Source organism: Rhizobium atlanticum (assembly GCF_030182485.1).
Lineage (GTDB): Bacteria > Pseudomonadota > Alphaproteobacteria > Rhizobiales > Rhizobiaceae > Rhizobium.
The window spans coordinates 14,937-39,601 of record NZ_JAQJCJ010000025.1 but is presented as its reverse complement, the minus strand read 5'-3'; the positions used below and the strand labels follow the sequence as shown (position 1 = coordinate 39,601).

Sequence of the window (24,665 nt, the reverse complement as noted above, 5' to 3'; positions counted from 1 at the left end):
CACTCCGGACGCAGCAATCTGTCCCTGCTGTCGAAAGTTGCGCCCGGCATCGAGCATGGATGACGATGGCTGTGGGATTTGTGACGAATGCCTGGCGCCCTGACCTCCAGCAAAGAAGCGTCTGCTGTTTCTGCCTCATTTGAAGCCGCGCTTGCCAGACTATCTGACGGCTATATTCACGGGAATTTCGGTGGTCGAGCATGGGGCGTGACCGTCAAGCGGTCGGAGGACGGAAAGCGGACTTGGCTCTATGGCGAGGAGCTTGGCGGAACAGATATCATCAGCTTCAACTTCTATCGATTGGCTGCATCAGGCTCGCTGCTGAAGCCGTGCGAAATGTCATCCACCAAGGTGATCGAGTTCGTTCTCGGCTTTGAGCCGAGTACGCAGAAAGCTGTGCCTTCATCATAGTGGCCGAAAAATAAGCAAAAGATTTATGTTGCAATGCAGCATACGCATGGCTGCATTGCGATCTGAATGCTGGCGATCAAAGAAGCCTCTGGTATCCTCAGGGCATCGAAGCAATGCACCTCCTCCCGCAGGGCTTCGTGTTTCAGGCGACCCACCCCTCCTCCCAAGGGACGTCTGACGGAACAGCGGCACTCCTCCTCCCAGCCGTTGTTCAATTCTTTCGAAAAGCCTGCCGCACCTCCTCCCGCTGCAGGCTTTTTCGTTTTACGACAGATTCGTGGTCTGAGATCAGGCGTCAAAGCAGACTACCCTGTTCCACCGGCTCTCCGGATTTCGACACGATCGTAGATCCGTATGGTTCGCGTGAAGAAATGATGAGCGCATCATTCTGTAGTGGTCGAGCGAGGTGCTTTGCCTCGTCCCAAGGCGCCCGCATCCAGATGTCGGTTTCTTCCTTTGTCAGCAACAGTACCGGCATGGCCTTCTCGTGGATGGGCTTGACGAGATCGTTGGGATCCGTGGTGAGAAACCCATAGAGGTCGTCAGTGGTCAGGCCGTCCCTGACCTTCCGCACGCTTTTCCACTGCGGCACATGAATGCCCGCAAAGAACATCAGCGATTTCGCCTCATCGCGGGCAAACCAGGTATTGGGTACCTTGCCGCCGGTTTCCTGGCTTGCCGGATCCGGTTCGGCAAAGCTTGTGACCGGGACCAGGCATCGATGCTCGATGCCAAACCATCGTGTCCAGTGGGGAAGGTTAAGCTTGCGGACATTGGTCACGCCCCGGTCCGGTTCCATGCGGATGAGCTCGTCCATTTCGACTGCCTGACCCTTGGCTCTCAGTTTCTCCGCCCGAGCTTCCGCAGCCTTCTTTTGCACGAAAATCGGCGATGGCAGGCCCCAGCGCGCATGCACGAGCTGCTTTCTTCCGTCAGCCGTGTTGCGGACGACCGGCCCCATCTGGTCGGGGTTCATCTGATAGGCCGGCATCAGATTGATCAGGCTTTCGGCATCCTGGGCCCACTTCGCGACCCAGTCCTTGTCTTCCATCCGGTAGAGATTGCACATCCAACGCCATCCACGTTCGCAAGGTCGTGGAAGACAATCTAACGGACGATACCGATTTCGCTAGTCGAGCGTGAAGACGTCGGCATTGTCCTGACGTTCCCGCAAGCCCTTGTAGGATGGATGCCGCAGTTTGCCGTCTCCGGTCCAGGCCCGAAACTCGATCTCGGCGATCAAGGTCGGCGCGACCCAGACGATGTCAGCTTTCCCGGCGAAGGACACAGGTGGCTGCTTTTGCTTCCAGCGCAGATTGTCGAGCGTCTTGCGCAGCCTATCCATCTCGGCTTGCTTGAAGCCCGTGCCGACGCTCCCAACATGAACAAGATCATGGTCGCGGTAGGCGGCAAGCACGAGAGACCCGAAGCCGCCAAGCGACGCCGTGGATGGCTCATAGCCGACGATCATGAAGGCTTCGCTCTCAACGCATTTGACCTTCACCCAGTCGCCGGTGCGGCCGGAGCGATAGGGCTGATCGAGGTTCTTGCCGACGATGCCTTCGAGACCAAGGCGGCAAACGTTCTCAAGCAGGACAGCGGGATCCGCGTCGAACGTCTCCGAAAGACGGATGGCGCCATCTTTCTCGGTGAGCGTATCCTCAAGAAGATGCCGGCGCGAGCGGTATTCGATCCCGCGCAGATCATGGCCGTCGAGATAAATTAGATCGAAGGCGTAGAGAATGGCGTCCGAGGCGCGGTTGCCAGCGGCCTTTCCAGAAGCGCCGAGCGATTGCTGCAGCAGCTCAAAATCCGGTCGCCCTTCTTGGTCAAGCACCACCGCCTCGCCATCGATGATCATCGTCGCCGGCCCGAGCGCCCGAGCGGCCTCTGCTATATCAGGAAAGCGATGCGTCCAATCATGGCCACCACGTGTAAGGATGCGCACACCTTGCGGCTCGATATGGACCGCCAGGCGATAGCCGTCCCATTTCAGCTCCCAGCTCCACTGATCACCTTTTGGCGGATGTGCCTTCAGCTCAGCCAGCGCTGGCTCAACCCGATCGGGCATGGGATCGAAAAGCAGCTGTGGCTGTGCCGGATTGCGTTTCCTGCGTGGCTTCGAGCGGATCGGAGCTTCGCCGTCACGAAGAAGCGGCTTTGTTCTAGGTGGGTTTGACCTGGGAGGCTTTGTCATGGCTGAAGTGCAGCACAAAAAGCTTAAGAACATTGCGACGAACTGACTTCTTTCCCCGCTATCCACCGGCAGGGCCCAAACGCCCGGAAACTGCGCCAAAAATTCTTTTCGGCCTTACGCGATTGATTCCGTTCGCAATCTTCAAGATCGCTAATGCTAGGCGAATATTCCTACGCTCAATGTGTCTTGACTCTTTGCTGGCACAAGAACAGATAGTGAACATATCGCCCGCCCGACATGATGTCGATCCCGCCAACGCGACCTTGAAGGGAGCCGTGAACGATGAATGCTGCCCGTGCCACGAGGGCCCCTGAGGAGGTTTCCGATGTGATCGCCAATCTGCGCGAGCGCATCGCATCAATGGAGGGTGCGCAGGCCAGACGTGCCGGCTGTCTGCCCTTCGGTCTGTCGGAGATCGATGCGGTCCTGCCGGGCGGTGGTCTCGCCCATGGAGCGCTGCATGAGTTCGCGGGCGGCGGTTCCGGTACTGTTGATGGCGCGGCGGCGGCACTCTGTGTGGCCGGCATTGCCGCGCGAACCAAAGGCCCCGTCGTTTGGTGTTTGACCCGACCGGATCTATTCTTTCCGGCGCTTGCCCAGGTGGGCCTCCATCCCGACCGGGTGATTTTTGTCGAGTCCGACAGGGAAGAGGATGTTCTGGCCAATATGGAGGAGGGACTGTCGTTCGGCGGTCTCGGAGCGGTCGTCGGCGAACTTGTCCGCCTGCCGATGGTCAGTTCCCGCCGATTGCAGCTAGCCGCCGAGCGAACCGGGACGATGGCTCTTGCCGTCCGGCGATGGCGACGGCAGACCGAGGCGAATGATTTTGGCCAGCCGACGGCGTCAACAACCAGATGGCGGGTCAGTGTGATGCCATCGGAAGAGCTGCCGGTACCGGGGGTGGGCAGGCCTCAATGGTTTCTTGAATTGATGCGCGTGAAAGCGGGTGAGTGTGCTGAGTTTCTCGTGAGGGCGTGTGATGACAAGGGTCGTCTCGATCTATCTTCCGGATCTGCCGACGGATCGTATTCGGCGGGCGGATCCCTCCATTTCGCCTGAACAGCCAATTGCCGTGATCGCAAGAAGCGGGTCGAAGCGATGGGTTTCGGCTGCCGACCCGGCTGCCCGGGTGGCAGGCGTGCATGTCGGCATGCCGGCGGCAAAGGCGCAGTCGCTGTTTCATGGCCTGATGATGGTCGACGCGGATATCGAAGCCGATCGGGTAGCCCTCGAACGCATCACACTGTGGGCACTAACAATCTATTCGCCGATCGTCGCGATTGACGGGATCGACGGCATCGTGATGGACACCGAAGGCGCCGACCACCTGCAGGGCGGCGAGCTGCCAATGGTGACAAAGATCGCCAACCAGTTTCTGGGCAGGAAGCTGACTGCCCGCGTGGCGGTCGCCGACAGCTGGGGTGCAGCCCATGCCTGCGCCCGCGCAATCAAGCGCGAGACGATTGTCATTCCGCCGGGTGAGACAGTGCGGGCCGTCGAAAAGCTGCCTATATCGCTCCTGCGCCTGCCGGCAACGATTGTCAGCGATCTCCGCATTCTCGGATTTCAGACGATCGGGGAGCTTGCCAATACCCCGCGCGCGCCGCTGACGTTGCGCTTTGGGCCGGAGGTTGGGCGCCGTCTCGACCAGATGCTCTGTCGCATCGCCGAGCCGATCAAGCCAATCCGGACGCCTGAGCTGGTCGAAGTCTCGAAAGCCTTCGCTGAACCAATTGGCGCTGCCGAAACGATCAACAAATATGTCGGCCGCCTCGTCGTCCAACTGGTCGATGAGCTTCAGAAGCGCGGCCTTGGGGTGCGCCGCGCCGACCTGATCGTCGAGAAGGTCGACGGCACCAGACAAGCCATTCGCGCAGGCACTGCCAAACCTGCCCGCGACGTTGCCTGGCTGACGAAACTGTTTCGGGACCGGACGGAAAAGATCGAGCCGGGTTTCGGGATCGAGAGGCTCACCCTTGTCGCCGTCATGGTAGAGCCATTGGAGGAGGCGCAGAAAGTCTCTGCTCTGGTCGAGGATGACATCACCGATGTGACACCGCTCATCGATATCTATGGAAATCGGGGCCAGCGGGTCTATCGCGTCGCGCCGGTTGCATCCGATGTGCCGGAACGTTCCGTCCGGCGGATCAGTCCCGTTGCTGAACCGATCCCTGTTGCCTGGGTGAGCCATTGGCGCCGTCCAGTCCGGCTTTTGCCACGACCCGAACTGATCGAGGCGATTGCGCTGATGCCGGACCGGCCGCCTGTTTCCATCGTCTGGCGCGGCAAGCGCCGTAAGGTCAAACGCGCCGACGGCCCGGAACGCATCTTCGGGGAGTGGTGGCAGCGTGACGCCGAGATGGAGGCGGTGCGGGACTACTTTCTCATCGAGGACGAGGCAGGCGAGCGCCTGTGGGTGTTCCGCTCCGGCGACGGAGTGGATCCCGAGACCGGGTCCCATCGCTGGTTCTGCCACGGGATCTTCGCATGAGCTACGCCGAGCTGCAGGTCACGACCCACTTTTCCTTTCTGCGCGGCGCCTCCTCTGCACAGGAATTGTTCGAGACGGCGAAACAGCTCGGCATCGAAGCACTCGGCGTCGTCGATCGCAATTCGCTGGCCGGGATCGTCCGCGCCCTGGAAGCATCTCGCGCCACGGGTCTGCGCCTGGTCGTCGGCTGTCGGCTCGATCTCGCGGATGGGATGTCTGTGCTGGTCTATCCGATGGACCGATCCGCCTATTCGCGCCTGACGCGCCTCATCACGCTGGGCAAATCGCGCGGCGGCAAGAACAACTGCATCCTGCACTGGGACGATATCGTCGCTTACTCCGAGGGGATGATCGGCATTTTGGTGCCGGATCTGCCGGATGATCTTTGCGCGATCCAGCTTCGAAAAATGGCTGAGCTGTTTGGTGATCGCGCTTACGTCTCTCTCTGTCTGCGTCGGCGACCGAACGACCAGTTGCGGCTGCATGAGATTTCCAACATGGCGGCTCGGTTCAAGGTCAGAACCGTCGTCACCAATGATGTGCTGTTTCATGAGCCGGGCCGGCGGCAATTGCAGGACATCGTTACCTGTATCCGGCACAACACCACGATCGACGATGTCGGTTTCGAGCGCGAACGCCACGCCGACCGCTACCTCAAGCCACCGGAGGAAATGGCACGCCTGTTTCCGCGCTACGCGCAAGCACTCGCGCGAACCCTGGAAATCGTGCATCGCTGCAAGTTCTCGCTTGAGGAGCTGACCTACCAGTACCCGGAGGAAGCCATCGTTCCGGGCAAGGACGCCCAGGCGTCTCTCGAGCATTATGTCTGGGAATGTGCGCCGGACCGGTACCCGGAAGGTCTGCCGCCGGACGTGTTGAAGACCGTACGCCACGAGCTCGATCTCATCCGCACCATGAAATACGCGCCGTACTTCCTGACGGTGTTTTCGATCGTGCGCTTTGCCAGAAGCCAGGGCATTCTCTGTCAGGGCAGGGGATCGGCGGCCAACAGCGCCGTCTGCTATATTCTCGGCATCACATCGATCGACCCCTCGACCAATGATCTCCTCTTCGAGCGTTTCGTCAGCCAGGAACGCGACGAGCCGCCGGATATCGATGTCGACTTCGAGCACGAACGGCGCGAGGAGGTCATCCAGTGGATCTACAAGACTTATACCAAGGAGAAGGCGGCACTTTGTGCGACCGTCACCCGATACCGGGCCAAGGGCGCAATCCGCGATGTCGGCAAGGCGCTTGGCCTGCCTGAAGATGTCATCAAGGCGCTGTCGTCAGGCATGTGGTCCTGGTCGGAAGAAATTCCCGACCGAAACATCAGGGAACTCAATCTCAACCCGGACGACCGGCGCTTAGCGCTCACCCTGAAACTGGCACAGCAGCTGATGGGCGCGCCGCGTCATCTCGGCCAGCACCCCGGCGGCTTTGTCCTCACCCATGACCGGCTGGACGATCTTGTACCGATCGAGCCGGCGACGATGAAAGACCGGCAGATCATCGAATGGGACAAGGACGATGTCGAGGCTCTGAAGTTCATGAAGGTGGATGTCTTGGCGCTCGGGATGCTCACCTGCATGGCCAAGGCTTTTGATCTCATCCGCGAGCACAAAGGGCAGGATCTTGATCTCTCGAAAATCAGCCAAGAGGATGCGGCGACCTATGCAATGATCCGCAAGGCTGACACGCTCGGCACCTTCCAGATCGAAAGCCGTGCGCAGATGGCGATGCTGCCGCGGTTAAAACCGCGCACGTTCTACGATCTCGTTGTTCAGGTGGCGATCGTGCGGCCGGGCCCAATCCAGGGCGACATGGTGCATCCCTATCTCCGTCGTCGCGAAGGCAAGGAGCCCGTCGAGTATCCGACACCCGAGTTGGAGGCGGTGCTCGGCAAGACACTTGGCGTGCCGCTGTTTCAAGAGTCAGCGATGCGCGTCGCCATGGTCTGTGCCGGCTTTACCGGTGGTGAGGCCGACCAGCTGCGCAAATCCATGGCGACCTTCAAGTTCACCGGCGGCGTCTCGCGCTTCAAGGACAAGCTGGTGTCAGGCATGGTCAAGAACGGATATTCGGCCGAGTTCGCCGAAAAGACCTTTTCGCAGTTGGAGGGCTTTGGCTCATACGGCTTTCCGGAAAGTCATGCGGCCTCCTTTGCGTTGATTGCCTACGCTTCGAACTACATCAAGTGCCATTGCCCCGACGTCTTTTGTGCAGCCCTTCTCAACAGCCAGCCAATGGGATTTTATGCTCCGGCCCAGATCGTCGGGGACGCGATCAAGCATGGCGTCGAGGTGCGGCCGGTCTGCGTCAACCGCTCGCGATGGGACTGCACGCTGGAAAGGATTGGAGGCAGCGATCGTCATGCTGTGCGCCTCGGGTTTCGGCAGGTGAAAGGGCTGGCTGTCGCGGACGCCGCACGGATCGTTGCAGCGCGCATGAACAACCCGTTCGCCTCAGTCGATGACATGTGGCGCCGGTCTAGCGTGCCGACCGAAGCGCTTGTTCAACTCGCGGAGGCCGACGCCTTTCTGCCATCGCTGAAACTCGAACGACGCGATGCGCTTTGGGCGATCAAGGCGCTGCGCGACGAGCCGTTACCCCTGTTTGCCGCCGCCGCCGAACGTGAGGCAACAGCAATTGCCGAGCAACAGGAGCCGGAGGTGGCACTTCGGCAGATGAACGACGGCCACAACGTGATCGAGGACTACAGCCACATCGGGCTGACTTTGCGCCAGCATCCGGTCGCCTTTCTGCGCAAGGGCCTGTCGGTACGCAATATCATCACCTGTGCCGAGGCGATGAATGCTCGGGATGGCCGATGGGTTTACACCGCTGGACTCGTGCTGGTGCGGCAGAAGCCGGGATCGGCCAAGGGTGTGATGTTCATCACCATCGAGGACGAGACGGGTCCGGCCAACGTCGTTGTGTGGCCGTCGCTATTCGAGAAGCGTCGGCGTATCGTACTGGGATCCTCAATGATGGCGATCAACGGGCGGATCCAGCGAGAAGGGGAGGTGGTCCATCTCGTCGCCCAGCAACTCTTCGATCTCTCAGCCGATCTGGTTGGCCTTGCCGATCGAGATACGGAGTTCAGGCTGCCGACCGGGAGAGGCGACGAGTTTGCCCATGGGGGTGGGCCGGATTCACGTGATCGGCTAAAGCCGGTCGTTCCGCGGGACATGTTCACACCCGATCTTCATATCGATACGCTGAAGGTGAAGAGCCGGAATTTTCATTGAGCGATCTGGGTAAATGTCTGGTCGGAGGCGCTATTGGTTCAAAGCGATGTTACTTCTCAGTGGCCACTTCGCTGAAAATCTAGATGTTGACCGAGGCGTCGGGGAATTTCGCGGTGATCTCGAACGTGCCGCCCAAAGCCTCCATATAGCGTCGCAGGCTGCTGACATAGATATCGCCACGCTGCTCCAGCTTTGCGACAGCCGGCTGCTTCACATAGAGTGCGCGTGCCAGATCCTGCTGAGTTTTTTCGGGCCACGCGCAGCTCGTGTAGCGCCAAGTCTTCGAGAATTGTCTTTGTCGCTTCATCTTGCGGGCACGGCCTTCTGGGCCATTCTGTTGTGCAAGGTGTCGGATGAGAAGGGGAGGGAAAGGAAGTTGCTGCCGTTTGGCTTCTAGAAGCCCCGACTGCCCTTACAATATCGTCCTGAACGGCCTCGATCAGCGTCGTGTACCACTCACCAAACTCGTCGTTTATTGGGGGAACAAGAGGCGTGCGAAGCATACGCTAAGGGCGAACGGAATGAGAATTTAGGCTCCCGCAATGCGACGCTCTCGCTGAGAACGTCGCGCAGTGTTCAGGCACTGTGATGATTAGTCCGGACCTGCGAGCGAAGCTCGTCTCGTCGCCCAAGAACCTAGAGAATTAGTAACGTAAGGTTGTTACTTAGGTGTATTGGCGGTGGCGAATGTATGGCGACCGGGCAAATGAATAGACGCTCAATGCAGAAACAGAGAATATGACCGTACACACTTTCAAATCCTCTTCCAGCTCTCCCGAAATAATTAAGATCAACAAAGGCTTAATCCGCGAGAATTACCGGAACCGAAGGCAGACAAATGTGATGGTGGACACCAACATCCTGCTGACGATTGAAATCGCGTATAACGGATCGCAGCGGCATAAGGACTTGAAAGACGCAGGCATTGTCGATCTGGCAAGGTTGATCGAGACGACGTCAAAATACGGCGTTTTCATATCGCCTGCTGCTGCCTACCAGGAGCTTCCGCCGGGGCGACGGGCTCCGGTCGAGGCTGCGTTCGAAAGGTTTTGCAGAGACTACCTGCCCAAGTTCCGGGATGACCCTAACTCAGTGAAGGTTCCTTTCGCCGGCGAAAGTTTTGAGCCCGAGGCCTTCAGTGCACTATCACCGGAGCGTCAGACGACCATCGCCTGCTCTTATGCGTCACTGCTGGCCTTAAACATTATTTATCGCCTGGAAGCGTTGGACGGGTTTGAAAAATTCACGCTCTACATCGACTACTGCGAGGAAGTCCTTAACCTCATCAGCCTGAAGGAATTGTCGATCGCGCGATACGTATTCGCTCCTGAAAAGGGTATGACTGACGTTGTGAGGACGCGGAAGTCGGCCACTGTGAACAATTTCACGAAACTGAAGAAGGGCGGCGCCAAAGGCTTGACCCGGGTCCAAGAGCTACACCGTATCGCGCTGAACGGTGCTAATGACCTAAAACTGATCTCCGCCGCTGATATCGTGAATAATTCACGAGAGCAGTTCATGTTTGGAGTGATCGAGCACGATGTGTGGATCGCGACTCGTGACGAAAAACTCTACGAGTTCTGCCGCGCATGTCCAGGTTTCGTTGGCTGGGGGGCCGGGGGACCCCTTGCCCGCTTCGTTGACACACACGCAGATATAAAAGGCACCCGCTATTGGAAGGACACCATAGACCTGCAACAGCAAAGGCTCGAAGCGCGTTACGCAACGGTTGATCGAGCCAAGGAAATGGACGACATCGTGGCGGCGGCTTTCAATATTGAAGCTGACCTCTTGGACGATAGGGCAATCGGGTACTTTTCAAAGAGATCATGGAGATCTCAAGGGTGACGAGCATTTGCGTCTAAAAACCTCGACAGAGCTATGGTCGGCACTGAGCAGGTAAAAAACCGTGCCACTAAGAGTCCGTGCCGAAACTGGTCATGATTGGCGTGCGATGCGTCTGACGAGGATCATGACGGCTGCCGCGTAGAGGAAAGCGGTGGCGGATTCGATGGTCGCCTCGGCGTCCTTCCATAGCCTGCGGTTACGGCTGATCCAGGCGAAGAAGCGCTCGACCACCCATCGCCTCGGCTGCACGGCGAAGCCGATCTGATCGGGCTTTCGCCTGACAATTTCGACTGCAATGGACGTGGCTTCGGCCACGCGCGGGCCTTGGTAGCCTGCATCGGCGAAGACCTTGCCGACAAATGGAAATGGCCGCCGCGAGGCTTGCTGCACCGGGCCCGCTCCGTCGCGGTCCTGGATATTGGCCGGATGCGGGAACAGCACCAGCGCCCGACCGTCGGTGTCGACCAGTGCATGGCGCTTGCGGCCCTTGATCTTCTTGCCCGCATCATAGCCGCGCGGCCCGCCGCTCTCGCAGGTCTTGACCGTCTGGCTGTCGATGACCGAGGCCGTGGGCGAGGCCTCGCGTCCGCATCGCTGCCGATCCTGCATCAGAAGCTGGTGATTGATCTTCTCGAACAGGCAGTCGTCGCGGAACCGGCAGAACCACCGGAACACCGTGCTTCTCGGCGGAAAGTCGGACGGCAGAAGCCGCCAGCCGATGCCGCCGCGCATGACATAGAAGATTGCATTCATGATCTCGCGCAGCGGCCATCCGCGCGGACGTCCCGTCTTCGCCGCAGCCGGCATCATCGGCGCAATCAAATTCCACTCGCGATCCGTCAGATCGGTTTCATAACGCAGGCTTTCTCGGTTATGCTGGCGACGGGTAGCTGGCGTCCACATCAGGTCTCTCCGATTAGGCTTCGACACCCAATTCGGAATCACGACCGCGCCAGCTACTCAACCCTTTCGAGACGGGCTCTTAGGTATGCTTCCGGATCACCGAGCATGTTTTGTATCGGAGACGTCACCGGGAATATGCCGTGGATCTATCAACCGATACAAATATACGTCTATTTCGCTCTCTTCGGGTGGTGCAGTTACATCGGCGTTCAGACAAAGAGAACTTGGTCGAAGTTTCGCGGAACTGATAGTGTCACCAATGCCAATTCCCAGGGTTAAGATCGGAACGCTCAAGATCATCCTTTGCTTTCTGAGCGGCATCGGCGATCCCCTTCGCGAGATCGGCGGCAGCCTTCGCGGCGGCATCTGCTGCAGCTTTGGCGTTGTCGACTGCGCCCTGAACGCCTTTCGTCCCCTCCCGCCAGGCGTTGTCAGGAAGATCTTTGAGGGAGTCGAAAGGCCGCTCGTAGAGCTTGGTCAATTCTTTTTTCGTTTCCTCCGCCACATGCTGCCCCGCCCGAACGGCGTCCATGATTGCTTTGGCAAGCAAGTTCTTATCTAGTAGCGTGACATTCCAAGACTTAAGAATGAAGTTGTCATCGGGCTCGCAGGCAATAGCGGGAACGGCTTCGTTAAGGGCTGTCTTGAAAGCGTCAAACTGTTCCTTCGAAACCGGACCCGCATCACCCGTTTTTGGAACTATCGAGTAACCTGCGGAGAGCTCAAGATAATCCGCCCCCACCACGACGTCCTTCGGATCCCATGCGACCTCAACACCTCTGCGACCGAAGTTCGTATACTCGCGTTCGTCGGGCCTTGGCTCCTCGTTTTTGCCGAAGGGGTAGAATGTCGGGAGGCTGGAGATCAAAATTGAAGGCGCTTGTTTCCCGCCGCCGATGTTGCGCTCAACGTCAATCCTCAACTGATGAATGGTAAGCCACGCATTCGCCGCGATGTCGCTAGGCGCGCTCGGGGTAACGCCAATGGTTATACGTCGGCAGGCAAGCTCGGGTATCAGAACAATCGCCGAGCCGGCGGCGACCGTTTGCTTCGCCACTTTTATCGAGACTGGAAGATCGAGTGACGTTTTGGCGTGAAGATCGATATCATTGCCAAAACCTCCTCCAACAAAGGCGGCATTCGTGTGGGTGTGCAGTTCCACTTTCAGGCTTGCATCTACTCGAAGTGCGGTTTGAAGGCCAACCCCAGGCACCCACTTGATGTCTGGTGGCTGAACGTCGAACAATCCGGAGAGAAATGACGGCCCACGTGGCGTGACGACAAGGCTGACCTCACCTAAGAGGTCGTCCTTCAGCAAGGCTGGGTGAGCGATCTCTCCGCTCGCATTGGAACTGCTGATCGAGCCCGTCGTTGCCTGACGGAGCTCTGAAGCCATCTCTAAAATCGGAGTATTGTGGATTCGGACATAGACGAGATCGCGATCGTCGCGGAAAGGGCGCAGACGGTCGGAAACCGATTTCCTGCGGCGCTCAAGCGCTTCAGAAGTCGTTTCTTTTGTTTCGGCCAAGTGCGAGAAGACCTCGTCGATAGTTTTTCCGCCGAGCATCCAAATGCCGTTTGTCGTCGATACGGGGATTTCGGCTGCAATGCTTCTATGAAGCTTGTCGCGATTGATCTTAATCGCAAGATCATACCCGCCGCTCACTTCGAACTTGTTGTGACTGGAATTCGCTTTGCCAATGTCCAGTTCTAAGTCACTCACAATGCTTGGCCCCGGAATAACGAGTTCCTTGCCCCAACCCGTAAAAGCTCCGTCGGCGATTAGTTCGGCTAAGAGGTCCCCCGAACTTAATGATAAATTTCCCCAATTGAATTTAGGCTTAACTGCGTACGGGACGAGATGAAGGCGGATTGCGTTCCGGCCTTTGTCGTCCTTGTCGGGCAGCGGAAGGAGCATGGTATCGAGTTCAGCAAATGCTGTCGTTCCTGCCCACCAAGACGTCTTTTTATCGGCTTGATAATGAGCGGAAAGCGATAATTTGGCATGAAATGAGCCATCGTTCGTGCTCAGCACCGCTTCTTCGACCCGCACTATGACTGCGCCATCATAGTGTCCTTCGGGATCCTTATCGCCGAGGCGAACGACGCGTTCGATCCCATTGAGCCCGCTTACAAGTCCTCTCAGCGCGCGCTCGGGTAGAAAGATGCGGTTGCTCCAGTCGTCTGGCTTGGCCCCGGTTTGTAGAATGGCTTCGGTGAGGGCCAGCGAGCGCTCTTGCAACGCAAGTGTCTCTTCGAGTCTCCGCTCTTCAAACAGATGATAAAGATATGTCCCAGCTACACCGCAGACCAACACGACGATGGCGGCAAGTCCAATTAAAAGTTTCCTCATGTCGTTCCCCCAGGTTGCCACAATGGTGCACATTATTATTGTATTTTTCACCATAAATCTTGCACCGGCTGGCGAACTCAAGCGTCCCTAAGATCGACCCGGACATATCCGGGCGATCATACATGAGTGTACGGCCGGCTCACTGAGCCGGAGCCGCTTCGGCATAGCCGATCTCGTCGAAGACGGTGAAGGTGATCTCGCTCGGGCCGGCAAGCTCCTTCATGCGGCGAGCGATATGGAACGCGATGACAACAATGCACCCGGAAGCGCTGCTTCGACACAACTTACTATTGACGCGCCCGGCTGCGATTGGACGACCCCATGAGTTTAACTGCGTGCTATCCCTTGACCCAGGATAATAGAATTCGATCGCATTGAGAACGACCGTTGCGCGGTCGCTCGATGGTAATATCTAAAAGATCATGCCGCCCGCGACGTCGATCGTGCTTCCCGTTATCCAATCCGCGTCGCTAGATACCGCGAAGGAGACTGCTGCGGCGATGTCAGTAGGCTCGCCTATTCGACCTAGCGGCGTTTTACCGATCAAGTAGCCATCGGACGCAACGTCTCGGATATCGGCGTTGCCTTCCGTGGCGGTGAAACCGGGGGCGATCCCTACTACCCGAATCTTGCGAGATCCCAGCTCAAGCGCGAGAGACCGCGTGAGCGTGTTGACCGCTCCCTTCGTTGAGCAGTAAGCGTGCACAGTAGGATAAGGACTTTGCGCCATTCCGGAGCTGATATTAACGATCACGCCTCCTTCACCCAATTCGCGAGCCGCGGCCTGCGTCATAAGAAGAAGGCCGCGCACGTTAAGAGCAAAGTGCTCGTCGATGCTCGCAGCGGTTAGGCTTTCAAGGCTGTCCATTTTATAGACAGCCGCATTGTTGATGAGAATGTCCAACTTTCCGAACTTCTCGATGGTAGCGCGAACGAGGGACGAAATTTCGGCCGGGTTGGAGATGTCGGCTTTGATTGCGAATGCGGAGCCGCCAGCCGCCGTAATTCTATCGACGACGGCCTGCGCCATGTCCGACGATCGGGCGTAGTTCACGATTACAGAGGCGCCATCCGCAGCCAAGCGCTCAGCAATGCCAGCGCCAATGCCCTTCGACGACCCGGTCACGATCGCGACTTTCCCAGTAAGCTTTTGCATATCTTAATTTCCTATCAATCACTAGGAAACACATTTATGGGACTTGAACACAGCCGTCAAGAGTTTAATAATGATCACTATGATTGACGACCTTTATCATGCGCCTAGGAAGGGTGGACGGCCCCTGTCCTTTGACCGGGATGCTGCTCTCCAAAAGGCGATGGTGCTGTTCTGGCGGTACGGCTATGAAGGGACATCTCTCGCCACATTGACCGCCGCGCTCGGGGTCAAACCGTCGAGCATCTACACCGCCTTCGGAGACAAGAAGCGGTTGTTTCTGGAGGCTGTCGAACTCTATCTCGCGAGCGGGCCGGCAGTTGAGGACGTGGTCAGCGACGGAAAGTCGCTCACGGAGGTCGTCCACGAGTTGCTTGTCAATGCGGCTACCAAGTTTACCGGAGAGGAAACCCCTCGGGGCTGCTTGCTGGCAACGTCGGTCATAAGCTGTTCACAAGACTCGATGGATCTGCAGGAGATGCTTGCCGGCATCAGGCGCCATCTTGAGGCACAGCTACTGATTCGAATTTCCTACGCCATAGATAAAGGCGAAATAGGCCCAGACGTAAATCCGGTAGCGCTTGCGGGGCTCATCATGGCTGTTGCGCAGGGCATGTCGACCCTCGCACGCGATGGCGCATCGCGATCCCATCTTATGTCGATCGTCGATATCACGTTAGCGTCATTACCTTTTCGAACATAAGTCTTAGGTGCCGTTGCTCTTGAATATCAAATAAAGCGGCGGGCCTCGCGCGACGTGCACTAATGGCGCAGGCTCATCGCGCCGTACGAATCGTTCGCGCTCAGCATCCTGGTTCCACGTGTGTAACAACGCCTGATCCCGCACTATATGGAGTCCCCGCCATTCCGCCGTATCCGCTTATACGCTTCTAACTGAGCGGCGAGATGTGCTTCACAGAGTATCAGGAATATCTGTGCCAGTGATGACGCTAAAGGCGGAATGGTGACCTTCGATGCTGATTTTGAATTGGTCATGGCGCGGCTACGGCCGCTAACGACTCCACAACACAGGTGCACTTCTGGCTTCGATACTGCAGTTCCCATAAATAGACTTTGGCAATATGTTATAACGCCACAGTGCAATCATCGGCACAGGCCGGCCTGCAGCCGGACGACGTTATCGTCGCTCTCGACCAGCAGCCGGTGACGGACGTCGGGCAACTCCTCTCAATACTCGTGAAGGAGCATGCCCGTGCTCTCATCACCGTCGTGAGGAACGGCCACCGCCTCTTCGTGGCCGCTGACGTGCAGACCCAGTAGCAGCCCGCAGACCGTGTTCTGTCCGCTGAAATTCCAAGGTCGCTCTCGTGCTTGATGAAGATCAACGACGAAAATCTGCGGCGCTGTCACGATCGGCACGTCGCAAACCTGAAGGAGGTTGTCATGAACGACATTCAACTCAGACAGAACATTCTCGACGAAATGGAATTCGAGCCCAGCATCGACGCGGCTGATATCGGCGTCGCGGTCGATAGCGGGATCGTCACACTGACTGGTCACGTGCGCACCTACGCGGAGAAAGAAGCCGCAGAGCGCGTGGTTAGTCGCGTCAAGGGCGTGCGCGGAATAGCTGCCGATATCGAGGTCCGGATTTTCGGGCCGAAGGAAACAGACGACGACTACATCGCCCGGCGCGCTGTCAAAATGCTCGACTGGAACGTTTCCGTGCCAAAGGATTCGGTGCAGGTGCGGGTCCTCAAAGGGTGGATCACCTTGCGGGGAGAGGTCGAGTGGCAATATCAAAAGAACGCGGCCTACGACGCCGTGCGGGATCTCGCCGGCGTAGTAGGTGTGTCCAACCTAGTGGAGCTGAAGCCGCATATTACGGCGGTGGATGTCAAGAAACGCATCGAGGATGCTTTCCAGCGCGACGCCGCTCTTGAGGCCGATGCAATCAGAATCGACGTCCAAGGCAGAAAGGTAATCCTCTCCGGCAAGGTGAAGACCTGGTCGGAACGGCAGGCGGCGGAGCGCGCTGCATGGTCCGCTCCAGGGATCAGCACTCTCGACGACCGACTGACGGTCGGGTGATCGAATATCGGGATTGGCTAGACATTACTGCTCTGCCCACACTCAGCAGCAAGGGCGCCGCTGAGCGCCCTTCGCATAGAGCCCAATTTCCTTGATCGACTTGCGCGCAGATCTCGTCTTCGGAACGAAATTCCGCACCACCCGTTGCAGAGCCTCCGTCGCGAGCACAAGGCGACCATTGATGTTCTTGGAGAGCGACCTTGGGTGGCGACGTAGGCTGGGATCTTCCGCGAAGAAAGATATGAGTCCCCGCAACGGCAGCGCGATTGAGGTTCGGGTTTGATTTTTCTAAATTGAAATCCTGCTGTCGAGCAGAATCGCTATTAGGCCTCGCGGCGAGCAGCAGCCTGAGACGGGTCGACATCTCCGATGCAGTGTACGGCTTCTTCAGCCAGCCGGCGCCCGCTTCGATCTCCTTGTCCGCGGCATGGGGTTCAGAAAAGCCCGACGTCAGGAGAATTTTCACCCTCGGCCAGCGCTCCCGGACATTCCGGGCCAGTTCGTCGTCGTTCATTCCCGGCATGGCCACATCACTGAACAGGAGCGCTACGTCATGCCCCGCCTCCAGCTCCTTCAACGCGTCGATCCCGTTCGTAGCTTCGATCACGAAGTAGGCAAGCGTCTGCAGGCGGCTGACCGTCACTCGGCGAACTCTCGCGTCGTCCTCGACCACCAGGATAGTTTCCGTGCCCCGAGGCGGGGCTTCCTCAGCCCGCTGCTCGTTCGGATGAGAATCCTTTCCGGCGTCGGCGCGTGGAAGAAAGAGGCGCACCGTCGTCCCTTCGCCAAGTTCGCTGTAGAGCTGCAGGTGCCCTGCGGATTGCTTTGCGAAACCGTAGACCATGCTCAGCCCAAGCCCCGTTCCCGAGCCCGTCGGTTTCGCGGTGAAGAACGGTCGAAAGCCCTCTCCATCACATCGGACGTCATTCCGGTGCCGGTGTCGGTCACGGAAATGAGGACGTAGCTGCCGGGGCGGATCGCCGGGTACATCAGGACATAGTCGGAGTCGATCTTGCAACAGAGCCCTTGCAGGCGGGCACCTCAAAGCAGACAGGAGCTGCGATGGAGGACAAGGCTTCGCAGGTTCTATCGAGCACGAAATACAGCACTGCTACCAAGCAGTTGGCAGGATCCGTGCTCTCACAATCCAACAAAAAGCGCTGATGAACGAACAAGAACTTTCGAACCAGTTTCTGTTGTTTTTCCCGGGCTTCTCGTCAACCAGTCTTATTCCGTTTCCTGCCACCTTAACTCATCATCTTCCGGAAAAGCGGCAGTTGGTTGCGAACATCCAGTGCCTCGGTCGGTGGACTCCGCTGAAGCGCCTATTTGAAGTCACTCTGCCCCACGCTTCAATGCAGCTAGGAATGGGAAGCGATGAGCAAAGTGCGTAGGAGATCAAAGTTTCCCACTCCTTGTGGCCTGCCGAGGTCGGCGATCGATGACAGGCGTAATCGAGAGACACTGGCCCCGAGACATCAATGCCGCTTGGGGGAGACGTATCTGACAACGTTGGTTGTAAATCCGCTTTTGTTTGCCGATGCACATTCAGTGCCATGGCTGGATCGCATGGTTCAGATACACGCAGATAGACATCGCGACCGATCGCGCGCGTGCCCGGCCTCGCCGAAAAGGTGCCAGATGTGACGGCAGCCTTGCATGCAAAGCTCGACGAGCACCGGGCGTTCGTACGGGAGCGTGGAGAAGACTTGCCGGAAATCCAGAATTGGCGCTGGGCACGCTCCTCCTAGTGCGACAGAGGACCGGATTGGGTAGCGACTACCACCAGCCATACTGCCGCAGCTACGCCGGCACGCAGGAGAAAGGATTCGAGTGCGAGGTGGCAACCTCGCCTTCGACTTGGGGTGTCCCACGGCAATCGCAGCCTTTGCAGCGTCAGCTATCTGTTTCGAGTCCTGTTCGTTCTGCAAACGATGCGATCTTAATACGTCCTGGAGAATGATCGCCGGGTCATGCTGCAGCCGTCAACGAGAGGCAGCTAAGGGTGAAGCCCGGTCCCATCGCCGTCAGGACAGTTCTCCTGGGTAGTCCTTGCGCAAGAAGCTTCTCGAGTACGAACAGCGCGGTTGGCGAGGACATGTTCCCATAGTCCGAGAGAACCTCACGTTCCTGGTCGAGGGTTCCCTGGCTTAGTTTAAGCGCCGATTCCAAGGCGGTGATAACCTTTGATCCACCGGGGTGGCACGCAAACCGGTCAACGTCGGCAGGAGCAAGATCTGATCGGGCGAGTATGGACGTTACGCCCTTCAGCACATGAGTTTCGGCGAACGGTGGTATCGCACGATCGAAGATCACGCCCAGACCCTCCGGATCGACGCTCCATCCCATGATGTCTAGCGTGTCGGGCCACGTATGCTGGCCTGCAAGTTCGACCTCGGCCAGACCGGTCTCACTAGCACGCACCACGCAGGCGGCGGCCCCGTCGCCGAAGAGGGCGGTCGCCACGATGTTCGCCTTCGTAAGCTTGTCCATGCGAAATGCCAACGTGCAGGTCTCGACGGCGACCACCAGCACGACTGAGCCTGGCCGGGATGCCGCCAGCCGTGACCCGATTGAAAGCCCAGAGACTCCGCCGGCACAGCCGAGGCCAAACACGGGAACCCGTTCGACATCGTCCCGGAAGCCCAGTTCTCGGCTTACCCTCGCTTCCAGACTAGGTGTCGCAATACCAGTCGAGGAGACGGTTACGATCGTGTCGACATCGCCTGCTGCAATGCCCGCCGACACGAGAGCTTTGCTGGCGGCGGCGACGAACATTGCACCCGCGCCCTCGATATGAGCGAGGTTTCGTTCGGGCCATCCCGACGTCTCGAGATACCACTCGATCGGCCGGACGGCATAGCGGCGCCGAATTCCCGAGGTTTCGAACACCCTTGCCAGCTTTTCGAAATCGTCAAATCGCGATGAGAACGCGGTGTGCGAGGCTCGCGCCGCGTCACGCTGGTCGATGACATGTGGCGGAACGGCGGTGCCGACGGATACCAGCTTGACGGGTTGCTGCATAAGACTCCTTGCGACGGCGCGGGAAGAATTTGGTACGCCGCGCGAGGACGAGACCGAACCGTAACGCCTCGATCCTCAATAAGTTGCAATGCGGGCGAGCCTGACGCCGCACTTCGTCGGAAGGCTTCAGAGACGACGACGCGTGAAGAATGCCTCCCGCGGCTTCGTGTCTGCCTTGATCCACGTCAATGCGCTCAACAAGTTGGCTCCGTAATTGTCCGATCGAAAAGGAGACAGCGCGATGCTTGCTAGAGACATCATGACGACCCCGTGACGACGCTCGACGAGGGACACAACGTCAGGGAAGCCGTCGAGATCGTCAACGCCAGCAAGATCGGCGCGGTGCCCGTCATCGATGGCGAAGGGCGGCTCACCGGCATCGTCACCGGGGAGACCTGCTGCGCCGGGTGGCGTCATCCTGGGCGAGACGGGCGGTACCGCATACGCGCGACCGCGAAGATGCACTGGCGGACTATGTGAAGGCCCGAAGCTGGCGCGTCAAGGACGTGATGTCGACGCCCGTCGTCAGCGCCGCCCCGAGCGCAACCGCGAGCCAGCTCGCAGAACTCCTGCAGGCCCACGACATCAAACACCGAACGGCAGACTCGCCGGCATAATCAGCCGTCACGACTTGATGCGAGCGCTTCTCGATGTTCGACGGCAGTGTACTGCTTCCGGCGACGAGGCCCTAGGGACGGCCGTTCGTGGCCGCCTGGAAACCGAGTTCGAAATAAGGTTCCCCATCGTCAATGCGACCGTCTCCAACGGGGCAGTCACCCTGAGGGGAGAGGTCGAGACGGAGCTGGAATGCTCGGCGGCCAGGGTGGCGGCGGAAAGCATCCGCGGCGTCGGCGGCGTGGTAAACAACATCACCCTGGCTACCGCATGGTGAGCTCTCTCAAACTATGAAATCGTCCCTGGAGTTTCCGTCATGTTTGTCAGGGTCATCGCAGACGCCGTCGTGTCGAGGCTTCTCCTCATCATCCTGATCCTCATGGTGGGGACGGTCGTGAGCGTCCTACTGGTGAGGCCATCCCACGACTCCCGAACCGGGCGCGTCGAGCGCTCTCTCTGACCCGTGAGTGCGCGATGAACATCTGGCCCTCCAGGATTTAATTGTCCGGCCGCGTCCCGCAAAAGACCGGAGGCGCGACGGATTCGATGCTCTCCGAACTATTCGGCTTCATCTGGCTGATGGGAAGGCGTCATCAGGCGTTGGTCGCAGGGCTGTCCCTGGCTCTTTTCGTTATCGGCGCGGCGCCTCTCGAACTCCAGCGCCGGATCGTCAATGAGGCGACCGAGCAAGCGTCATACCGGTCTCTTCTCTTTCTCGTATCCCTCTATCTCGCGGTCGCAGTGTTGAAGGGCGCGATAAAATTCACCTCCAACCTCTAAAGAAGCTGGGTGGGCGAAAAAAGCACGCTTTGGCTCGGGGCGCGCGTTCTGCATCGGGCCGAGACGCCGCCATCGGAATCCACGCTCGAGGGGGTTGAGCTGTCGATCATCTTTGCGGAAGCGGAACCGGTGGGCAGTTTCGTTGGGACCAGCATCTCCGAGCCGCTACTCCAGATCGGCATCCTTGTCACCGTGGGCGGTTATCTGATCTATCTCCAGCCGCTGATGAGGATGGCCGCCCGCAAAGCCGATCACCCGCTACAGCGCAATGAAACGCGCGGGCGCTCGGCTTTACTCCCTACCGTCACCTACGCCACGTACTGGGACACGATCCAGTAGAACGGCCACCTTTTCCCGCGTGCAAGTGGCCATATGGGGGTGGCGTAATAACCAGGCATACGCGAGGTCGGTATGGCAGGTTTGATCTCTCCTTCCAGGTCGCTCGCGTCATAGATCGCGACGACGCCGGGCACCGAGAACGCATCGCCGACATCGATGTTCAGGATTCGGGCATGTGGCTGGTCGGAGCGTCGCAATGCGATATGCAACATACCGCGGCGCCATGTATCGACATACTGACCAACACCCGTCAGCAGACGTGGATCTTCGGTGCGCTTGTCCCGCTTGCCGACAAGTTTGGGCCGCAGCTCGACGGAATGGTCCTGCTGGCTCATTCGTAGAACTCCACACCCTTTCGCAACTCTTGCCATTGCGCGTCGTCGTGGCCGAAAATGATAGAAGCTCCCCGCTCCCGAAGAGCTTTCAGGCGAGCGAGTGCCTCTGCGGCGAGTTCGATGTTCCAAGTATTTCTCGGAGCGATACCGGTGTCGACGCTCGCCTGGAGCGGGGCAGCATCTGAAGCGAGTATAAATGAACCATCTTTTTCCAGCTCGACACGGGCGACGGTCATTCCGGGGGTATGACCCGGCATGGGCAGCAAGACGATGCGCCCGTCGCCAAAGACGTCATGCTCGGCATTGAAGGTCTGGAAACCCTGGGGCTGGTCCCATTCTCCTCGAAGATAGCCTTGATTTTCTGCACCGCTTGCCGTGGCGGCCTGCGCCTCCGCTTCGTGGCAGAGGATCGTTGCGCGCCGAAAGTACGCGTTGCAGCCGCAATGATCGGGATGCAGATGTGAACAGATCACAACATCTATGTCCTCGGGATCGAGAGCAAGAGTCTTCAACTGATGAACGACCGTCCGCTCTGGCGAAAAGATCGGGGTCATAACCTTGCTTAACCCACCCCATCGCGCGCCTGGATCGATGGCGGCCTCTGGATTGCATCCGCTATCGAACAGCGCGTTGCCTTGGGGATGGCGCATCAGGGTGGCGTGAACCGGCAATTCAATCGCTTCTTCCTTCAGCGCCCCAGGGACGTAAATGGACCGGCGCATACGAAGCCGGCCGGCCTCGAGAAAATGCATCTTCATCTTAAAGGTCCTCTCTTGCTAGCCAGTTCGCGGACGGCGTTGACGATGTTTTCATAGCCCGTACAACGACAGATGTTTCCTGAGAGCGCTTCCCTGATCTTATCATCGGTTTCCAGCGGATGGTGGCGAAGAAGGTCGATGATCGCCAACGATGAAACTGGGCCTACAAATTCGCATTGCAGGCCATGATGCTGGCGGAACGCTTCTTGGATTCGTCCGAGTATCGACGCTTCCCTGGCCATGGTTTCGATTTCGCTCCCGTCTGCCTGCACTGCAAGCATCAGACAGGAGCGTGCGCTCCTTCCATCGAGAATGACGGTGCAGGCACCGCAAACGCCATGTTCGCACCCGACATGGGTTCCGGTCAGGCAAAGGATCCTGGCGCAGGAAGTGGCTCAGCAGCGTTCGTGCTTCGATCGTGCGCGTCATATACGCTTCGTTGACGCTGACGGTGATCGTCTTCTCACTCATCTTGCTTGAAGCCTTTCGTGGTTCGCGCGGCTCCAGGCGGCGCGAAGGGCCCGTTTGGCAAGGACGCCTGAGAGATGCCTGCGGTAATCTGCAGAGGCATGGATATCCGTGTTGGGCGTGAGGATTCCAGCCAGGCGATCCGCCACCGTATCGAGAACCGGCTCGGAAACATCCGTCCCCTCGATGATGCCCTCGATCTCTTCAAGCCGCAGCGGGGTTTCACCAACGCCCATCATGCCAACGCGAACGTCAGACGCCCTGCCATCTACACAATGCAGCGTCGTCGCAAAGCAAGCGAGTGCGAAGTCCCCGTGGCGTTTTGCAAACTCCTCAAATCCCCATCCGGCATCCGGTCTCATCGCGTCGAGCTCGACGCGAATTACAAACTCGTCCGGTTCCAACGAGTTGACCAGCGATCCGACAAAAAAATCGGCTGCAGGTATTTCGCGTCTGCCGCGCTGAGAGGAGGCGATGACCGTCCCACCGAGGAACCGTGTCATCATCGGCATCTCGGTCGCTGGATCCGCATGCGCGACGCTGCCGCCGAAGGTGCCGCGGTTGCGCACGGTCATATGGGTGACGTGATGCATCGCCTCATGCACGATCGGCAAGTGTTGGCGGATGATCGGGTCTGTCGCGGTCATGTGATGGCGTACCGTCGGCGCCGATTCTCACCCGATCTCCGTGCAGTTCGATCCGATCTCCATGAACCGAAGTTACTACGCGCGGCGCCCAAAATCCCGCGGCCCTGCTCGGATGGATACGATCTCTCTGAGCAGTTCGAGGTTCTCGCCGGTCATGGTGGCCACGTCTTCGATCGTGCAGATATGCATCGAACGAGCCATCAGGCGGCCTTTTGCGCAGTGGAGACCGTCGGAAGCATATTCCACGGCAACAGGTCTTCAAGCCTATCTACCGGTTAATCTTTGATCTGGGTTAGGACGTCCGTGAGGTAGCTCTCGGGGTTGCGGCCATGCAGTTTGTCCGTTCCAATGATGGTCAAGATATTAGCGTTGCGCTATCCCGTTCGTAATTTGCATCGTGTAAGTCTTCACTCCTGATGCTCGTTCTCGGGCCGCGCCACGCAACGCGCGGCCCGTCTTTCGGTTTTCTCAACCCGGGAAATTGCTACTCGGATTGATTGATTATTACGAGTTTATATGCAACCTTCGGTACGATCGCCGACGGTCGGCGCACATCAGGAGGAAAAACCATGATCCGTACTAATGCAGTTGCAGCACTTGTGTTTGCTGTAGCAACCTCAGCTCTTGCTTTCGATGCAAGCAACTTCAAGGATTTTTCAAGCATCGCATCGGCTTCCAGCAGTTGGCAGAACCAGTCCGGCTCGACGATGATCATTCAAGTCGACTCGTTCGGAAACGTCTCCGGCCAATATGTAAACAGAGCCCAGGGCACCGGATGCCAGAACTCGCCCTATCCGCTAACAGGAAGGGTAAACGGGACGTTCATCGCATTTTCGGTCGGCTGGAACAATTCGACGGAGAACTGCAATTCCGCAACCGGATGGACCGGCTACGCACAGGTCAACGGCAACAACACTGAGATAGTCACGAGCTGGAACCTCGCTTACGAAGGCGGCTCCGGTCCGGCCATTGAGCAAGGACAAGACACTTTCCAGTACGTGCCGACGACTGAGAACAAAAGCCTCTTGAAGGATTAATCT

General features: G+C 58.3%; 29 protein-coding genes and 1 pseudogene. 16 read left to right on the top strand and 14 right to left on the bottom strand.

Annotated features, from left to right (window positions below):
* Positions 1-87: 87 nt before the first annotated feature.
* Positions 88-411: a hypothetical protein gene (locus PH551_RS28210; RefSeq protein ID WP_004680472.1), complete on the top strand. Its 324-nt coding sequence runs from the start codon at positions 88-90 to the stop codon at positions 409-411.
* Between the two features lie 295 nt (positions 412-706).
* Here the strand turns inward: PH551_RS28210 and PH551_RS28205 are convergent, their stop codons facing one another.
* On the bottom strand, positions 707-1,480 hold the full coding sequence (locus PH551_RS28205) for an SOS response-associated peptidase family protein (RefSeq protein ID WP_010031308.1): 774 nt from the start codon (positions 1,478-1,480) through the stop codon (positions 707-709).
* 60 nt (positions 1,481-1,540) lie between these two features.
* On the bottom strand, positions 1,541-2,608 hold the full coding sequence (gene ligD / locus PH551_RS28200) for a non-homologous end-joining DNA ligase (RefSeq protein WP_018247130.1): 1,068 nt from the start codon (positions 2,606-2,608) through the stop codon (positions 1,541-1,543).
* A 282-nt stretch (positions 2,609-2,890) separates the two neighbouring features.
* On the opposite strand from ligD, the gene PH551_RS28195 reads away from it, so the two are divergent.
* From PH551_RS28195 to PH551_RS28185, 3 genes are read left to right on the top strand one after another with little or no spacing between them, the layout of a single operon-like run.
* On the top strand, positions 2,891-3,667 hold the full coding sequence (locus PH551_RS28195) for an ImuA family protein (RefSeq protein ID WP_004680469.1): 777 nt from the start codon (positions 2,891-2,893) through the stop codon (positions 3,665-3,667).
* Complete coding sequence (locus PH551_RS28190; RefSeq protein ID WP_004680468.1) at positions 3,588-5,099, top strand: Y-family DNA polymerase; 1,512 nt, start codon at positions 3,588-3,590, stop codon at positions 5,097-5,099. The genes PH551_RS28195 and PH551_RS28190 overlap by 80 nt, the downstream gene beginning before the upstream one ends.
* Positions 5,096-8,350, top strand: a complete 3,255-nt coding sequence (locus PH551_RS28185; RefSeq protein WP_004680467.1) for an error-prone DNA polymerase — start codon at positions 5,096-5,098, stop codon at positions 8,348-8,350. The genes PH551_RS28190 and PH551_RS28185 overlap by 4 nt, the downstream gene beginning before the upstream one ends.
* 79 nt (positions 8,351-8,429) lie before the next feature.
* Here the strand turns inward: PH551_RS28185 and PH551_RS28180 are convergent, their stop codons facing one another.
* Entirely contained in the window at positions 8,430-8,657 is a 228-nt protein-coding gene (locus PH551_RS28180) for a helix-turn-helix domain-containing protein (RefSeq protein ID WP_004680466.1), read from the bottom strand.
* Between the two features lie 431 nt (positions 8,658-9,088).
* Here PH551_RS28180 and PH551_RS28175 point away from each other — a divergent pair, with 431 nt between their 5' ends.
* On the top strand, positions 9,089-10,198 hold the full coding sequence (locus tag PH551_RS28175) for a hypothetical protein (protein WP_018247131.1): 1,110 nt from the start codon (positions 9,089-9,091) through the stop codon (positions 10,196-10,198).
* A gap of 90 nt (positions 10,199-10,288) precedes the next feature.
* Here PH551_RS28175 and PH551_RS28170 read toward each other — a convergent pair whose 3' ends face one another.
* The 4 genes from PH551_RS28170 to PH551_RS28155 form a co-directional block, all read right to left on the bottom strand.
* Positions 10,289-11,101: an IS5 family transposase gene (locus PH551_RS28170; RefSeq protein ID WP_004680464.1), complete on the bottom strand. Its 813-nt coding sequence runs from the start codon at positions 11,099-11,101 to the stop codon at positions 10,289-10,291.
* Positions 11,102-11,354: 253 nt separating this feature from the next.
* Positions 11,355-13,454: a hypothetical protein gene (locus tag PH551_RS28165; RefSeq protein WP_225881307.1), complete on the bottom strand. Its 2,100-nt coding sequence runs from the start codon at positions 13,452-13,454 to the stop codon at positions 11,355-11,357.
* 139 nt (positions 13,455-13,593) lie between these two features.
* Entirely contained in the window at positions 13,594-13,737 is a 144-nt protein-coding gene (locus PH551_RS28160; protein WP_155774532.1) for a hypothetical protein, read from the bottom strand.
* Between the two features lie 129 nt (positions 13,738-13,866).
* Positions 13,867-14,610: an SDR family NAD(P)-dependent oxidoreductase gene (locus tag PH551_RS28155; RefSeq protein ID WP_018247133.1), complete on the bottom strand. Its 744-nt coding sequence runs from the start codon at positions 14,608-14,610 to the stop codon at positions 13,867-13,869.
* 70 nt (positions 14,611-14,680) lie between these two features.
* Here PH551_RS28155 and PH551_RS28150 point away from each other — a divergent pair, with 70 nt between their 5' ends.
* The 3 genes from PH551_RS28150 (at position 14,681) to PH551_RS28140 (ending at position 16,659) form a co-directional block, all read left to right on the top strand.
* A complete protein-coding gene (locus tag PH551_RS28150; RefSeq protein ID WP_010030804.1) occupies positions 14,681-15,310 on the top strand; it encodes a TetR/AcrR family transcriptional regulator in 630 nt (209 codons plus the stop codon).
* Positions 15,311-15,705: 395 nt separating this feature from the next.
* A complete protein-coding gene (locus PH551_RS28145) occupies positions 15,706-15,888 on the top strand; it encodes a PDZ domain-containing protein (RefSeq protein ID WP_010030806.1) in 183 nt (60 codons plus the stop codon).
* Positions 15,889-16,011: 123 nt separating this feature from the next.
* A complete protein-coding gene (locus PH551_RS28140; protein ID WP_004674356.1) occupies positions 16,012-16,659 on the top strand; it encodes a BON domain-containing protein in 648 nt (215 codons plus the stop codon).
* Here the strand turns inward: PH551_RS28140 and PH551_RS28135 are convergent.
* Entirely contained in the window at positions 16,625-17,503 is an 879-nt protein-coding gene (locus PH551_RS28135) for a response regulator (protein ID WP_004674359.1), read from the bottom strand. The two genes, PH551_RS28140 and PH551_RS28135, sit on opposite strands and share 35 nt — an antisense overlap.
* A gap of 319 nt (positions 17,504-17,822) precedes the next feature.
* On the opposite strand from PH551_RS28135, the gene PH551_RS28130 reads away from it, so the two are divergent.
* Both PH551_RS28130 and PH551_RS28125 read left to right on the top strand, forming a co-directional pair.
* Positions 17,823-18,053, top strand: coding sequence for a hypothetical protein (locus tag PH551_RS28130; RefSeq protein ID WP_004674360.1), 231 nt, complete (start codon positions 17,823-17,825; stop codon positions 18,051-18,053).
* 219 nt (positions 18,054-18,272) lie between these two features.
* The gene (locus PH551_RS28125; protein WP_257784652.1) at positions 18,273-18,410 is read left to right on the top strand and encodes a hypothetical protein; all 138 of its coding nucleotides are present in this window, start codon (positions 18,273-18,275) and stop codon (positions 18,408-18,410) included.
* Between the two features lie 220 nt (positions 18,411-18,630).
* On the opposite strand, the gene PH551_RS28120 is transcribed toward PH551_RS28125, so the two are convergent.
* Positions 18,631-19,683 carry a type III polyketide synthase gene (locus PH551_RS28120; protein ID WP_004674362.1) on the bottom strand — a complete coding sequence of 351 codons (1,053 nt, stop codon included), beginning with the start codon at positions 19,681-19,683 and terminating at the stop codon, positions 18,631-18,633.
* 270 nt (positions 19,684-19,953) lie between these two features.
* On the opposite strand from PH551_RS28120, the gene PH551_RS28115 reads away from it, so the two are divergent.
* From PH551_RS28115 to PH551_RS28095, 5 genes are all read left to right on the top strand, one after another.
* Positions 19,954-20,163, top strand: coding sequence for a CBS domain-containing protein (locus PH551_RS28115; RefSeq protein ID WP_008534154.1), 210 nt, complete (start codon positions 19,954-19,956; stop codon positions 20,161-20,163).
* Between the two features lie 154 nt (positions 20,164-20,317).
* A complete protein-coding gene (locus PH551_RS28110; protein ID WP_004674366.1) occupies positions 20,318-20,575 on the top strand; it encodes a BON domain-containing protein in 258 nt (85 codons plus the stop codon).
* 39 nt (positions 20,576-20,614) lie between these two features.
* Positions 20,615-20,758: a hypothetical protein gene (locus PH551_RS28105; RefSeq protein WP_010033181.1), complete on the top strand. Its 144-nt coding sequence runs from the start codon at positions 20,615-20,617 to the stop codon at positions 20,756-20,758.
* A gap of 41 nt (positions 20,759-20,799) precedes the next feature.
* Positions 20,800-21,078 (top strand): hypothetical protein, encoded by a 279-nt coding sequence (locus tag PH551_RS28100; RefSeq protein ID WP_010033182.1) that lies wholly within the window; start codon positions 20,800-20,802, stop codon positions 21,076-21,078.
* 9 nt (positions 21,079-21,087) lie between these two features.
* Positions 21,088-21,417 carry a hypothetical protein gene (locus tag PH551_RS28095; RefSeq protein WP_009992643.1) on the top strand — a complete coding sequence of 110 codons (330 nt, stop codon included), beginning with the start codon at positions 21,088-21,090 and terminating at the stop codon, positions 21,415-21,417.
* Here the strand turns inward: PH551_RS28095 and PH551_RS28090 are convergent.
* The 5 genes and pseudogenes from PH551_RS28090 to PH551_RS33065 form a co-directional block, all read right to left on the bottom strand.
* Complete coding sequence (locus tag PH551_RS28090) at positions 21,387-21,752, bottom strand: aldehyde dehydrogenase large subunit (RefSeq protein ID WP_004674370.1); 366 nt, start codon at positions 21,750-21,752, stop codon at positions 21,387-21,389. The two genes, PH551_RS28095 and PH551_RS28090, sit on opposite strands and share 31 nt — an antisense overlap.
* Complete coding sequence (locus tag PH551_RS28085) at positions 21,749-22,510, bottom strand: N-acyl homoserine lactonase family protein (protein WP_004674371.1); 762 nt, start codon at positions 22,508-22,510, stop codon at positions 21,749-21,751. Before PH551_RS28085 ends, PH551_RS28090 begins: the two co-directional genes overlap by 4 nt.
* The gene (locus PH551_RS32940) at positions 22,507-22,791 is read right to left on the bottom strand and encodes a (2Fe-2S)-binding protein (protein WP_004674373.1); all 285 of its coding nucleotides are present in this window, start codon (positions 22,789-22,791) and stop codon (positions 22,507-22,509) included. Before PH551_RS32940 ends, PH551_RS28085 begins: the two co-directional genes overlap by 4 nt.
* A gap of 186 nt (positions 22,792-22,977) precedes the next feature.
* Positions 22,978-23,625, bottom strand: a complete 648-nt coding sequence (locus PH551_RS28075; RefSeq protein ID WP_004674374.1) for an FAD binding domain-containing protein — start codon at positions 23,623-23,625, stop codon at positions 22,978-22,980.
* Positions 23,626-23,825: 200 nt separating this feature from the next.
* Positions 23,826-23,999 (bottom strand): annotated as a pseudogene (locus PH551_RS33065) (transposase domain-containing protein); the annotation flags it as partial.
* 195 nt (positions 24,000-24,194) lie between these two features.
* On the opposite strand from PH551_RS33065, the gene PH551_RS28065 reads away from it, so the two are divergent.
* Positions 24,195-24,662: an avidin/streptavidin family protein gene (locus tag PH551_RS28065; protein WP_004674376.1), complete on the top strand. Its 468-nt coding sequence runs from the start codon at positions 24,195-24,197 to the stop codon at positions 24,660-24,662.
* Positions 24,663-24,665 lie beyond the last annotated feature (3 nt).